Origin of the sequence: Clostridium kluyveri DSM 555, from assembly GCF_000016505.1 — a bacterium.
In the GTDB taxonomy this organism is placed as follows: domain Bacteria; phylum Bacillota; class Clostridia; order Clostridiales; family Clostridiaceae; genus Clostridium_B; species Clostridium_B kluyveri.
The window spans coordinates 3,545,210-3,558,692 of sequence record NC_009706.1 but is presented as its reverse complement, the minus strand read 5'-3'; the positions used below and the strand labels follow the sequence as shown (position 1 = coordinate 3,558,692).

13 protein-coding genes are annotated in these 13,483 nt (G+C 29.6%); 6 read left to right on the top strand and 7 right to left on the bottom strand.

From position 1 onward, the window contains the following. Positions 1-6: 6 nt before the first annotated feature. Positions 7-1,125 (bottom strand): HlyD family secretion protein, encoded by a 1,119-nt coding sequence (locus CKL_RS17085; RefSeq protein ID WP_012103832.1) that lies wholly within the window; start codon positions 1,123-1,125, stop codon positions 7-9. An 18-nt stretch (positions 1,126-1,143) separates the two neighbouring features. After that, positions 1,144-1,821 carry a TetR/AcrR family transcriptional regulator gene (locus CKL_RS17080; protein ID WP_012103831.1) on the bottom strand — a complete coding sequence of 226 codons (678 nt, stop codon included), beginning with the start codon at positions 1,819-1,821 and terminating at the stop codon, positions 1,144-1,146. 21 nt (positions 1,822-1,842) lie between these two features. Between CKL_RS17080 and CKL_RS17075 the strand changes: the two genes are divergently transcribed. Continuing rightward, positions 1,843-2,823 (top strand): MFS transporter, encoded by a 981-nt coding sequence (locus CKL_RS17075; RefSeq protein ID WP_012620953.1) that lies wholly within the window; start codon positions 1,843-1,845, stop codon positions 2,821-2,823. Between the two features lie 416 nt (positions 2,824-3,239). Here the strand turns inward: CKL_RS17075 and CKL_RS17070 are convergent, their stop codons facing one another. The 3 genes from CKL_RS17070 to CKL_RS17060 form a co-directional block, all read right to left on the bottom strand. Continuing rightward, on the bottom strand, positions 3,240-3,770 hold the full coding sequence (locus tag CKL_RS17070; RefSeq protein ID WP_012103829.1) for a CPBP family glutamic-type intramembrane protease: 531 nt from the start codon (positions 3,768-3,770) through the stop codon (positions 3,240-3,242). 215 nt (positions 3,771-3,985) lie between these two features. Beyond that, positions 3,986-4,516: a CPBP family glutamic-type intramembrane protease gene (locus tag CKL_RS17065; RefSeq protein ID WP_012103828.1), complete on the bottom strand. Its 531-nt coding sequence runs from the start codon at positions 4,514-4,516 to the stop codon at positions 3,986-3,988. A 118-nt stretch (positions 4,517-4,634) separates the two neighbouring features. Next, positions 4,635-5,345, bottom strand: a complete 711-nt coding sequence (locus CKL_RS17060) for a lanthionine synthetase C family protein (RefSeq protein WP_012103827.1) — start codon at positions 5,343-5,345, stop codon at positions 4,635-4,637. A gap of 253 nt (positions 5,346-5,598) precedes the next feature. Between CKL_RS17060 and CKL_RS17055 the strand changes: the two genes are divergently transcribed. Next, a complete protein-coding gene (locus tag CKL_RS17055) occupies positions 5,599-6,036 on the top strand; it encodes a MarR family winged helix-turn-helix transcriptional regulator (protein WP_012103826.1) in 438 nt (145 codons plus the stop codon). Between the two features lie 107 nt (positions 6,037-6,143). After that, positions 6,144-7,505 (top strand): MATE family efflux transporter, encoded by a 1,362-nt coding sequence (locus CKL_RS17050; protein WP_012103825.1) that lies wholly within the window; start codon positions 6,144-6,146, stop codon positions 7,503-7,505. A 58-nt stretch (positions 7,506-7,563) separates the two neighbouring features. Here the strand turns inward: CKL_RS17050 and CKL_RS17045 are convergent, their stop codons facing one another. Then, the gene (locus CKL_RS17045) at positions 7,564-9,654 is read right to left on the bottom strand and encodes a DUF5301 domain-containing protein (protein ID WP_012103824.1); all 2,091 of its coding nucleotides are present in this window, start codon (positions 9,652-9,654) and stop codon (positions 7,564-7,566) included. A 2-nt stretch (positions 9,655-9,656) separates the two neighbouring features. After that, positions 9,657-10,019, bottom strand: a complete 363-nt coding sequence (locus tag CKL_RS17040) for a BlaI/MecI/CopY family transcriptional regulator (RefSeq protein ID WP_012103823.1) — start codon at positions 10,017-10,019, stop codon at positions 9,657-9,659. Between the two features lie 186 nt (positions 10,020-10,205). Between CKL_RS17040 and CKL_RS17035 the strand changes: the two genes are divergently transcribed. From CKL_RS17035 to glgB, 3 genes are all read left to right on the top strand, one after another. Continuing rightward, positions 10,206-10,442 (top strand): hypothetical protein, encoded by a 237-nt coding sequence (locus CKL_RS17035; RefSeq protein ID WP_012103822.1) that lies wholly within the window; start codon positions 10,206-10,208, stop codon positions 10,440-10,442. A gap of 42 nt (positions 10,443-10,484) precedes the next feature. After that, positions 10,485-11,126 (top strand): YidC/Oxa1 family membrane protein insertase, encoded by a 642-nt coding sequence (locus tag CKL_RS17030; protein ID WP_012103821.1) that lies wholly within the window; start codon positions 10,485-10,487, stop codon positions 11,124-11,126. Positions 11,127-11,456: 330 nt separating this feature from the next. Next, on the top strand, positions 11,457-13,445 hold the full coding sequence (gene glgB / locus CKL_RS17025) for a 1,4-alpha-glucan branching protein GlgB (RefSeq protein WP_012620949.1): 1,989 nt from the start codon (positions 11,457-11,459) through the stop codon (positions 13,443-13,445). The last annotated feature ends 38 nt before the right edge of the window (positions 13,446-13,483 follow it).

The following is a 13,483-nucleotide window of genomic DNA, read 5'->3' as shown; positions in this document are numbered from 1 at the left end:
TCTCCTTTATTTCAGAGTAACATCTAAAAGCATGCCTGATTTCACAGTCTCAAGATTATCTGATATTTTTATTTTTACTTCATATACAAGTTTCATTCTATCTTCTTTGGTTACGATATTCATAGGTGTAAATTCTGCTTCTTTGGATATATAGCATACTTTTCCCTTTATAACTTTATCTTTTATAAAGTCACTTTTCATAGTAACTTCTTTGTTAAGTTTTACATATGGAAGTATTTTTTCAGGAACATATATTTTTATATACATATTATTGCTGTCAAGAAGGGTAATGATTGGGGAACCTAAAGATACATATTCTCCTTTTTTAAAATTAACTGTTTCCACAATTCCATCTGATGAAGCTTTTATATTACTTTTTTCCAGAGCAATTTTAGATAGTGCTATATTCTGCTGGGCTTGATCAATGCCATACTTGGCTGTGGCTTCATCTCTGGCTGTAGCACTATTAACTAAAAGATCAAGTTTATCAGTAGCAGCTGCCAGTTGGGCTTTATAGCTTTCAAGCTGGGCATTTGCAGACGATAGGGCACTTTTTGTATTATTTAGGGCTGTTTGGGCATTATCCAAATCATTTTTGTATTTATCTAAATTTTCATTGGATTCATATCCTTTTTCATTAAGAGTTAAATGGTCATCATATATTTTTTTCTTATAATCATAATTAGTTTGGGCGCTATTAAGATTATTCTGGGAAGTTTCAAGGGCAGCTTCCCCTTGTGTTACCAGAGATTCACTTTGTTTTACCAGTTCTTTTTGTGCATTTATCTCTTCAATTCTGGTGCCGTCATTGATTTTCCCCAGTTCATTTTCTGCGTTTTGAAGTGAAATATTAGCCTGATTCACATTAATTGTATTTTCATCTGAATCCAGTACTGCTATTATATCTCCGGATTTAACTTTAGTACCTTCTTCCACTTTGATATCCTTTATTTTTCCTGATAGTTCACTGCTGGCATTTAATTCATCTGCTTCTACAGTACCTGAAAACTGAAATTCATTGGAGCTTTTATCCATAGTATTTTTAATAACAAAAAATATAGATAGACCTATTAAAATTACAGTAAAAATAATAACTGGTTTCATATTTTTTAGTTTATTTTTCATGGATCTTCCTCCTCTTTTTTATTTTTGTCTAATACCATTGAGTAAAATATCCGTTAATTTACCGATTTCTTTCTTGTCTCCTTCTCCTGCAAAATATTCAGGAAAAATACTGCTTAAAAATATGTAACCTCCTATAATGCTTACTGTGCTTCTCAATATAGAGTAGGGTTCAATATTACGCAATTCATTTTTATCCATATGCTCATTTATAAATTTTTCAGTTACAGGAAAAGCTTTAGATATTATTTGTTCTTTAAGTACAGTTAAAAGTTCCGGATGATAGGATGCCTCCACTAGAACAGTTTTAATAAGTGGAAGATTTTTTTTAACAAGTTTTATTCTATCTGCCATAAGTTCTTTTAAAACTTCATCTATGGGTTTATCCTCACTGCTTTCCATTATTTTTATTGCAGATTCCAGCACAAGTGGTTTCATGAATTTTGTGGCAAAGGGAATTATAAGTCCCATAAGCAGATCTTTTTTTGTCTTGTAATATCTAAATATTGTTCCTTCAGCTACAGATGCCTCTTTTGCAATCTCACTGGTTCTGCTGTTTCCATAGCCATTTTGAGAAAATACTTTAATAGCAGCATTGAGAATTTGCCATTGTCTTTCTGTGAACTCTTTATCACTCAAATTATTATCATTTAAAAAATTTTCAAAAAGTTTTTCATAATTTTCATCTGAGAAATTCATATTATACCTCCGTGTAAATAAATGAGTAAGTACTCACTTACAATGTACTACTTTTTAATATTGTTGTCAATTGTAATATTTTGCATGGGATTTTCACATAATGTGTATCAACCTATAGTGTTAAGGCTGCTTCAGGGGGTTATTACAGGGTATAGTACAGCTTGTATTACATTAATTGCTACCCAGACTGAAAGGAAACATGTGGGATTTGCCCTTGGAACACTTTCCACAGCTTCTATATCGGGGTCACTTATAGGACCTACCATTGGAGGATATCTAGAAGAGATTCTGGAACTGCAAAGTGTATTTTTTGTAACTGGAACTCTTATGATGATTGTATTTATAACTACAGCTATATTTGTTAAAGAGAATTTTGTACCTTCAAAAAAAAGGGTACTTAACATTAAAGAAGTGTGGAATGTAATACCAAATCATAATTTGATAGTAATTATGTTTGTAACATCTTTTATTTTACAACTTGCTTTTTATTCTATAGAACCTATTGTAACGGTATATGTTACTGAACTAGCCCATTCTTCGTTACATGTTGCACTAATTTCAGGGCTTACATTTTCAGCATCAGGATTAGCCAGCATAATAGCTGCACCTAAACTTGGAAAACTTTCAGATAGAATTGGAGCTAGAAAAGTTATTCTTATGGCACTTATTGCAGCAGGAATTGTATCTATACCTCAAGCTTTTGTAAAAAATCCATGGCAGCTTATGCTGCTTAGATTTATTTTAGGACTAGCAACTGCAGGGTTAACTCCGTCAGTTAATGTAATAGTTAGAAAGGTTAGCCCGGAGCATTTGATAGGAAGAATATTTGGATTTAGTATATCTGCACAGTATCTTGGCACTTTTAGTGGTTCAATACTGGGTGGTCAGATAGCAGCAATGTTTGGAATTCGCAGTGTATTTATTGTTACAGGAAGTTTACTTTTGACAAATGCTTTTTGGGTATATAAGGCTGCATATAGAAAGTTGAAAGCGTTTGTTTAGCTTTATATTGTTGAAACCATAAACGAAAGTTTAGCATTCAAAAAATTTTTAAGAGGGAAGTCTGCTGATCTATAAAGGATTATTGATATATGGCATAAGGATCATAAATTCTAATTTTTGCATAGGTTATAGGAATTGTGTAGGACCTCTTTAGATGAGATATATTTCGTATTTCCTTTGTGTCATATGCCTTATTGCTCAGAATATTGCTATTCTTTATTTTGATATGATACAGCACCTCAACTTGGAGTTGAAGAAAAGCATTCTGATGTTGAAAATAGAGCAAAGCTTATAAATAATCCTTTTAAAATATAAGAACCTGCTTTGAAATTAAATGACAAATTAGACTCTCAATTTCTTTATAGAGTATATGTATGCTCTTCAGTATATGATAAAGCTGCTGATATTACCCCATATTAAAGTAATTTATAAATTATAAAAGTTATTACTATACCTAACAAATTGTTAATTGAATGTTCTGAAAATACTACAAAACCGGCTACATCAATTCTTTTTGATTTAAAAAAATATACAATGAATGCATATCCCCAAATCAGTCCTTTAACTCCAGCCTGTATTGCCCAAAATGATCCCCAGATCACATCGTTGGTATTAAAAAAGTGAGGGATTCCAAAACATATTGAGGATACAATTACTGCAATTATTTGTATGGTTTTAGAATATGAATAATATAAGAATATACCTATTATTATAACCTGACATATTAATGTTTCACCCAGTGGCGCAAATAAGATACCGTTAATAGTAGATGATATATTTGTTATTAGTAAATTATTAATTTTAATAATATCATTAGGAAGCGGTTTTACAAAGTATTCTATTAGGAAAAAAGCAATATACGATATAAAATATGGTACTATTGAAGTAATTAAAATAAATTTAAGCATAGATATATTTGTTAAGTAATTATGCAATTTTTTTATCACAAAACATCCCCCCATCTGTCATGAGAATCCTCTTGAAAAATCAAAGGACTTGATTTTTATATTGTTGAAACCTAAAGTGGGCTCTTATAATGGACCCAAGAATTATGAAGAAAAATTATAATTTTGAATTTGCTGAAATATATTTTAATCATAGCCTAACATAAGTATGTTAAAAATTTGTTTTGACAAAGGGGTCTACTTTAGGTCATCCTATATTAAAGTAATTTGTAAAATATAAGAGTTATTACTATACCTAACAAATTATTAATTGAATGTTCTGAAAATACTACAAAACCAGCTATATCAATTCTTTTTGATTTGAAAAAATATACAATAAATGCATATCCAAAAATCAATCCTTTAACTCCAGCTTGTACTGCCCAAAGTAATCCCCAGATCACATCATTGGTATTAAAAAAGTGAGGGATTGCAAAGCATATTGAGGATACAATTACTGCAATTATTTGTATGGTTTTAGAATATGAATAATATAAAAATATACCTATTATTATAACCTGAAATATTAATGTTTCAATTAATGGCGCAAACAAAATACCATTAATAGCAAATGGTACATTTGTTATTAATAAATTGTTAATTTCAATAATATCATTAGGAAGTTGTCTTATAAAGTTTTTTATTAAGAAAAGAATAATGTATGATATAAAGCAGGGCACTATTGAAGTAATTAAAATAAATTTAAACATAGATATATTTATTAAGTAATTATGCAATTTTTTTATCACAAAACATCCCCTATCTGTGATGAGAATCCTCTTGAAAACTCAAAGAACTTGATTTTTATATATTACAAGGATCAGCATTTCTGTTCGCTCCTAATATTTTAACTAAATTACCAAGTTGTTATCTTATTAAAAAATGCCTCATCCAATTTGTTTTTATTGGTTTTATAAGTGATAATAGAGTTAGTATAACTCCAATAGAACCTGATAATAAAAATATATTATTAGATTTTACTAATTGGTACTCTTTCTTAAGATAATTTTTTTCGTCAACATCAATATTATAAAATCCTAAGAGGGCATTTTTATTATACAAACTTATAATTTTATCTAGTATCTTTTTTCTTGTGTTATCAAATATATTATTATTTGTATCTATATACATTGCTTGAATAATTGCTAATAAACCAGAATAACCATGACAAAAAGTAGGACTCTCTAATTTCCATTCATTTTCATCCATTTTACAAATTGCCTCCAGGGATTTTATGGCAATTAGAGTACTATCTTTGTCATTAATAGTTTCGCCTGCCAAATATATTACTCTTGCTATTCCGGGTGCACCGTAACACCAACTTGCTCTACTCTTATAATTATTACTTTGTTCTAATCCTATATATTCTTCAAATCTAACTCGCCCTAACCAGTATATATTCTTCTTATCATCCATAAAACTAAACATTTTTAGATTTTTCAATATTTTCTTTATGCTTTCATATTGTCCCTTTATTTCAATACCTTCTTTTAATGCGATTGTTAAAGCAGCTAAGGGTCCTGTTATTCCGTGAGATAATCCTAAATTAATAATGTGACTTCCTACGCATATTTTCATAATGTGTTAATATTCAACAAAAAAAACAAAAAAACCTCTTTTGATTTTTAATTTTTTATCTGAAGGCTGCCATTTTTCACACACCCATCTTCTTCAAAGTGTAGAATAAGCAGATCTAACGCCCCTAGATAAGTTCTTTCCCCTATATGTTAAACTTCTGAACCATGAAAATAATTATTGACAATTAGAACTCTAACTAATATAATTTAATATAGTTAGAGTTCTAATTAGGTAAGCTGTAGGAGGCATGAGTATGAATAAGCCTAGATTTTCATTTGAAAGTCCTTATTCGGATTTGATAAGAAGAATTGCTTTAAAAATAAAATTCAAATCTGATGAAAATATAAACAAGTTGGGGTTGAACTCCCAGCAGGGGCGTATGATAAGTTATATATATGAGCATCAGGATGAGGGGATAATTCAAAAGGACCTGGCAGATGTTTTTCAGCGCAGAGGGGCAAGTATTACCAGTATGCTTCAAGGATTGGAGAGAAAAGGGTATATTCAAAGGAGTATTCCTAAAGATGATGAAAGACAGAAAAATATTTATGTACTTCAAAAAGGTGCAGAGCTAATAGAAGAATTTAACAGGATATTCTTTCAAGTTGAAAAAAGTATTACTGAGAATTTAACCGATGGTGAAAAAGAATGTCTGCTGTCTTTACTGATAAAGGTAAATAAAAATTTATAATGCTTATAAAAATCTACAGTAGTTTATACCTATATAGTTAGAATTTTAATTATTAGATATATAATAATATCAAGTCTAATGATATTTTGGATAAAGGGGTGTAAAAAATGGAAAATAATTTAACGAATCAATATTACCTGGAAAGTGCCCCAATTTTAAAGTCAATTGCACATCTGTCAATTCCTATGATGATTGGAATGTCTGTGGGTACAATATATAATATAATCAATGCTTTTTTTATCGGATTAATGCACAATACGGAAATGCTTACAGCTGTTACTTTGGGACTGCCGATTTTTACTATATTAATGGCTTTTGGAAATATGTTTGGAGTAGGAGGGGGGACATTTGTTACCAGACTTGTTGCAAAAAAGGAAATAGAAAAAGCAAAACATATAGCTGGATATATTTTCTACAGCAGTATAATAGCATCAACTTGCATTGCCATTATTGCTTTATTTATAATTAATCCTCTTGTTAAAATTTTAGGAGCAGATACGTCTACTATTGCTTACACAAAAAGTTACTCTTTAACTATGTTCTTTGGTGGATTTGCTACTGTATTAAATTTTGCTTTGCAGCAAATAGTACGAGCTGAAGGGGCTTCGAAGGAATCCATGTATGGCATGATTATAAGTACAATACTAAATTTTATTTTTGATCCTTTGTTTATACTATTACTGAATATGAATGTTGTAGGTGCGGCACTTGCAATGATTTTGGCCAATTTAGGGTCATCTATTTATTATATTTATTACTTGGAGATAAAAAGTGAACATTTAAAAGGATTTATCCATTGTTTCAAAATCTCTTTTCAAGATAAAATGGAAATATATAAAATTGGGGTTTCTGAATTATTAATGACTGTATTTCTTATTATCACAACTCTTCTTTTAAATAATTTTTCAATTGCATATGGAGATAATGTAGTAGCTGGTTTTGGTATAGCTCTAAGGATTGTACAGGTTCCAGAATTTCTTTCAATGGGGTTATACCTAGGAATTATACCCCTCATTGCATATAATTTTTCCAATAGGAACTTTGAAAGATTAAAAAATGGAATAAGACAATCAGCTTTATGTATCGCTGTATTGTCCATAATTTTTATCGGGGTGGTGTATATTTTTACAATGCCAATTATCCAGTTGTTTTCCAATGATTCTTCAGTGATTAGTATTGGAACATATATTATGACAGCTATGTTCATATCTGCCCTATTTAATGGATTTACTGGACTGTTTACAGGCATTTTCCAGGCCTCAGGCCAGGGGATACCAACCACTATTATGTCCGTTACACAGGGTATTCTTTATATTCCGGTTATAATAGTACTCCATAATTTATTTGGCCTGCATGGAGTTATATGGTCCATGACTGTTACAGAAATAATTACCTGCGTAATAGGAGGCATATTTTATATTCATTTTAATAGTAAAATTAAAGATTTAAAAGTGAAGGAAGCCTTTTAAAATCTTAATTGAGGTTGATATTTATAAGATGTAAGATATGGGGCAAAATAATTGTGGTTTATTTTTCAATAGAATAGAGAAAATGATAGTCTACCCAGTCTTTATGGTCTTTAGACAGCATGCTTTTATCTATATCATTAGAGTTTACTTTGTTATCTTCTAATAAATACACAAATCTGTATGTTGATATATCAAAGGTTTTAATATATTTAAATCTAAATTTATAATAAAAACCAGGAGTTCCTGAATAATAAGCTGTTGGAATATATTTAACCCCATAATAGTTTTTCCCGTCATACATTACCTCTGTTATATCAAGAATCCCTTTCGAATAACTATCTGGCATTTGGTGAATAATCTTGATGGAGGATTTTTTCCCTTTCTCAGTGTCAGATATAAATTTGTTTGCCAATTCACAACCTTTGTTTATTAAGCCATCCCCGTCTAAAATACAGGAATTGTCAATGGTATTTTGTAAAAAATATTTTTTTGAATCCAATGATAGTTGATCTTTTATATTTTCATAGTAATTTTCGGATACAATCAGTGTGTGAAGCTTTTCATAGGTTTCTTTTGTGATTTCATGGATAAACTCATAGGGGCTTTCTATATAATATTTTCTATTCTTTTCATATATATAATAGGTTTTATTATTATTTTTTATCTTATCGTAATTAGCTGCTAAAGGTACATCATTTACACTTTGAATATTAGTTTTTTTACCTTCTTCAAATAATATAGGAAGGGAGTAAGTGGTTACAAATTTAGTCATAATTTCTTTATATATTGTATTAAATCCTTGAAAACTAATGGAACTTTGCCATAAATTTTTGTCCAGAGAATTGTTTAACCAGGTCCTGTCTATTTTAATTGTTCTATCAAATTGACCTTCTGTTTTTAGCACAAAATCAATGTAGTCGGCATTACCTACCAGAGAAAATATTATGGCGGCATTTTCATCAAAAATCAGTTGATTTTCTTTTCTTAAGAAGGATTCTTTAACATCATTGGTGGTTTCATAAGTTATTTGAATTCCATAGGGTTTTTTATCAGTAAAAAGTTGTATCTTTCTATGATGTAGGGTTTCTGGTACAGGAAGAGAATTTATTATATTAAGTACCTTGCTGTTATCCCCTACATAGGGAGTTCTATATTTGTATATTTTTTCTGTAAAGTCGTTTTCTTCTGGTTTTAAGGAACCTAAGGGGTTAGTAATAAGTCCAATGCTAATAAATATAACAGCTATTATAGAGGATGCCATTACCCAAAAAACAGGTTTTTTATAATTAAGTATATTTTTAATTCTTGTCTTTGTATTATTTTCCCCAAAGGCTAGAGGGTTCCCCTTTATGGTATTTTTGTTTACTGAAAGTAATAATAAAGAGGTACTGTAGTCCTTTTTTATGTGTGTTCCAAATTCTTTCAATACTCTTTCATCACAGGACATTTCCATATCCTTGTTCATAAGCATGAAACTAATCCATACAAGAGGATTGAACCAGTGGAGGCATAAAGCCAAAAATGCAATGGGTTTTATAAGATAATCAAATCGTTTTACATGGACTTGCTCATGCTTTAAAATGTAATTCTGTTCTGTTTTTTCAAGGCCTATGGGAAGATAAATTTTAGGTCTTACAAATCCTAGTACAAAGGGAGAAGAGATATTTTCACACTGAAAAATATTATCTTTTACAATTACAGAAGTACAAACTTTATGTTTTAAGATTAAATAGGATAGGATGCTGTAAACTATCAGTGAAATGAATCCCAAAACCCAAATTGTAGATAAAATGCCATATATTGAGTTATTACCAGCGTGAGTTGTTAAACCCAGCAGTGAAGTATTTATAGATGAGTTAACATCATTTATTCCAGTGTTGACTTCAGGTTGTGATATTAGTTTTACACTGGAGGGTATGTATTCAATTTTGTTTGAGTATGAGCTAGGTATTTTTAAAAAGCTGAAAGCAGAGGAAAAAGAAAATGGACAGATAAGTCTAAATAGTACAACAGACCATAAGCTGTAGGAAAAAATTTTAGGAGCTTTTTTTAAAAGCAGTCTGCAAGCTAGAACAAATAAAATCACATAGCTTGCCGTAAGGCTCATATTTAATATATCAATAAATAAATTTTGTAAGAAAAGGTTCATTTTTATTTCTCCTTATAGCTATCAATAAGATTTTTAAGTTCTTCCGCTTCTTTTGTGCTTAATTTTTTATTATTCATAAATGCTGTTATAAATTTAGGTAGGGAGCCATTGAAGGTGCTGTTTATAAATTCCTCACTTTTAAATTTCTGTACTTGTTCTCGTTTTATGAGGGAAGTTACTGTTGTATTCTCATTTTTTAATATTTCCCTCTGGCATAATTTTTTTAAAACGGTATATGTGGTGGATTTTTTCCATCCTAGAACTTTTTGACAAAGCTTTACAAGTTCTCCAGAGCCAAGAGGTTCATTTTCCCAGACAATACTTGCAAGATGATATTCACTTTCACAGAGTTTTAGTTGTTTCATATTATCTCTCCTTGTGGGTCTATAATAATAGACTGATTGTATTTTTAGTCTATCATTATAGACTATACATGTCAAGTTGAAAAATTTTGATAAAATAATCTGTAAATGAAAATGTACTTGTGTTAAAATGATGGTATTCCATACGATATGCAAATAATGAAGGGATCTGTGTTAAGAGGTAGTTAAATGAAAATAGATACTCTATTAATAATGCAAATTATTATAGTTTTCTTGTGTGCTTTAAGTATACTGCTTTATGTTAGCACCATCTATAGACAGACTATAAGTTATTTTTATGATGAATATGGAAAATGTATTTTGATACAAGTACTGCAGTATATGAAAAAATTGTATCCTAAAGACTATTTGGTCTATGAAAAATATAGAATATGGTGGTATTTTGTATATTTTAAAATAAGATGATGTTTAAAGTAAATCTAAATATTGAATAAGGAGAGGATTTATATGAACATTATTTTAAATGTACTAAATACTGTATTAGGTTATTTATTTAGTATAACAGGAGATTACGGTATAAGTATAATTTTGCTTACTCTGATAGTGAGAACTATTTTGCTGCCGATGTCTCTGAAACAGAGAAAAAGTATTCATCATCAGCAGGTTTTATCTAAAAAGATGGAGGAGCTTAGAATAAAATATAAACATAATAAAGATAAGCTTCAAAGGGAAATGGAAAAATATTATAAGCAAAATACTAAAAACATGTTTGGATGTCTTGTTACTTTACTGCAGTTACCTGTAATATCTTCATTGTTTATTGTTTTCAATAAAATGCCGGCACAGATTGGAACTGTTATTGTTCCTTGGATAGTAAATATGAAGATGCCAGATAATTATTTTATTATTCCAATTATTTATACTTTAGTTTCTTTAAGTCCAAATTTTATATCATATATACCATTTTTAAAAATAGTTAAAGAAGTACAGGTACAGAAAATAAATCTTGTTGTTACAAGTATTATAAGCATGTTAATAACATTTAAAGCACCAATAACTATAGGAATTTACTTGATTACTACAGGAGTATTTTCATTATTTGAAGAAGTAATATATAGATTATATATGAAAAATAGATGTTTGAATTAAAAAGTTCTTTACAATATTAAGGAAGAGTTAATTTCCACTAATTATCCATGCTTTCTTTGGAGCAGACAGTTAAAATGACAGAACTGTTTATCTAAAGAAGGCATTTTTTATATGGAATTATTAAATTTCAGATAATTATTTATTTAGGAGGTAAATACAGGCGGAGTGTAGAAATAATTATAATATATTAGAAAGCTGAAAAATTTTGAAAAAGAACATAATTAGCCAGTTATTTGTAATTAAATGGAAGGTTGTTAAGCGAACCTTGAAAATCATATATTGTTATGAGATTAAGAACATAAATTTTACTTTTGTACAGATACTGATTATATGTGGGAGGTGATATTAAGAGTGCCTAATAAGGATATAAATCTTTTCTACAAAGGAGAAAGTTATAATAGTTATAAATTTATGGGATCACATTTTACTAAGGAAAGAGGTAAATTTGGAACTAGGTTCACTGTATGGGCACCTAAGGCTGTTGCAGTAAGAGTACTAGGAGATTTTAATAATTGGAATCCTAGAGATGGGGATAACTTGGAAAGAATATGGGGAAAAGATTTGTGGAGCGGCTTCATTATAGGGGTAAAAAAGGAATCTATATACAAATATGAAATTATAGATAAAAATGGCAAATCTGTTTTGAAATCAGATCCTTATGCTAGATATTCTGAAAAACGACCGAGAAATGCATCTAAAATAATTGGAAAGAAAACTTTCAAGTGGGAAGATAGTAAATGGATATCCAAAAGGAAAACACAAAATGTATATAAAAGTCCTATAAATATATATGAAGTACATCTTGGTTCGTGGAAAAAGGATGAAAACGGCAACTTTTTGAATTATAGAGATATAGCAAAACAACTTGTAAAATATTTAAAGACTATGAATTATAATTATGTGGAAATACTTCCTATAATGGAACATCCATTAGATGACTCTTGGGGATATCAAATTACGGGATATTATTCTGTAACTAGCAGGTATGGCAGCATCGAGGACTTTAAATACTTTATAAATATGTGCCATATAGAGGATATTGGAGTGATATTGGATTGGGTACCAGGCCACTTTTGTAAAGATGAACATGGATTATATAAGTTTGACGGTACACCAACTTATGAATATGAAGATGAAAAGCAATCTGAAAATAAATCTTGGGGAGCGGGAAATTTTGATTTGGGGAAACCAGAAATTAAGAGTTTTTTAATATCAAATGCCTTATTTTGGTTAAGAGAATTTCACATAGATGGACTTAGGGTGGATGCCGTTGCAAATACACTTTATCTAGATTATGATAAGGGTCCAGGTCAATGGACAGCCAATGAATATGGCGGAAATGAAAATTTAAGTGCCGTTAAATTTTATAGGGAATTAAATACTGCACTTTTTAAGGAATTTCCAAATTTAATTATGATTGCAGAAGAATCTACTGCATGGCCAATGGTCACAGCACCTTCATATTGTGGAGGATTAGGATTTAATTTTAAATGGAACATGGGTTGGATGAATGATGTATTAAAATATATTAAAATGAGTCCTAAAGAGAGAACATATAATCATAGATTACTTACTTTTTCAATTATGTATAATTATTCTGAAAATTTTATTCTTCCTATATCTCATGACGAAGTGGTCCATGGTAAATGTTCTCTTGTAGATAAAATGTGGGGAGATTATTTTGATAAATTTGCAGGGCTTAGAGTGTTTATTACCTATATGTATACTCATCCTGGTAAAAAACATATATTTATGGGAACGGAGTTTGCACAGTTTTCAGAATGGAGGAGTTCAGGTCAATTGGATTGGGAGCTTATAGACAAGTTTCCTATGCATAAGAAAACTCTAGGTTTCTTTGAAAAAATAAATAAATTTTATATAAGTGAAAAGCCATTATGGGAACTTGACCATATTGAGAAGGGATTTGAATGGATAGATGCAGATAATTCAAATCAAAGTATATTAGTGTTTATGAGAAAGTCCAGCCAGGAGAATAATATTTTAATAATAATCTGCAATTTTAAATTAGAAGTTTATTCTAATTACAATATAGGAGTTCCATATTTCGGAGAATACCAGGAAGTATTTAATACAGATGAAAAAGAATTTGGAGGGTCTGGAGAAATAGCTAATGACATAGTGTATTCTAAAAATAAAGAATATCATAATCAAAAATTTTGTCTAACTGTTAAAATACCTCCTATGGCTGCTATTATATTAAAACCCAAAAAAATATATCCTAATACTATAGAACAAAAGTTGATTATAAGTTCCAAAGATGAAAGTAAAGATAAAATGTCATTAAAAAAACAAAAATAATAACCATTGAAAAAATAAAAACTTGATAAAAATTAAAT

Bases quoted from the DNA above. Each gene is read 5' to 3' on its own strand.
- CKL_RS17085 (WP_012103832.1), bottom strand. From the start codon at position 1,125: ATGAAAAATAAACTAAAAAATATGAAACCAGTTATTATTTTTACTGTA.
- CKL_RS17080 (WP_012103831.1), bottom strand. From the start codon at position 1,821: ATGAATTTCTCAGATGAAAATTATGAAAAACTTTTTGAAAATTTTTTA.
- CKL_RS17075 (WP_012620953.1), top strand. From the start codon at position 1,843: ATGAGTAAGTACTCACTTACAATGTACTACTTTTTAATATTGTTGTCA.
- CKL_RS17060 (WP_012103827.1), bottom strand. From the start codon at position 5,345: ATGAAAATATGCGTAGGAAGTCACATTATTAATTTAGGATTATCTCAC.
- CKL_RS17055 (WP_012103826.1), top strand. From the start codon at position 5,599: ATGAATAAGCCTAGATTTTCATTTGAAAGTCCTTATTCGGATTTGATA.
- CKL_RS17050 (WP_012103825.1), top strand. From the start codon at position 6,144: ATGGAAAATAATTTAACGAATCAATATTACCTGGAAAGTGCCCCAATT.
- CKL_RS17045 (WP_012103824.1), bottom strand. From the start codon at position 9,654: ATGAACCTTTTCTTACAAAATTTATTTATTGATATATTAAATATGAGC.
- CKL_RS17040 (WP_012103823.1), bottom strand. From the start codon at position 10,019: ATGAAACAACTAAAACTCTGTGAAAGTGAATATCATCTTGCAAGTATT.
- CKL_RS17035 (WP_012103822.1), top strand. From the start codon at position 10,206: ATGAAAATAGATACTCTATTAATAATGCAAATTATTATAGTTTTCTTG.
- CKL_RS17030 (WP_012103821.1), top strand. From the start codon at position 10,485: ATGAACATTATTTTAAATGTACTAAATACTGTATTAGGTTATTTATTT.
- glgB (WP_012620949.1), top strand. From the start codon at position 11,457: ATGTGGGAGGTGATATTAAGAGTGCCTAATAAGGATATAAATCTTTTC.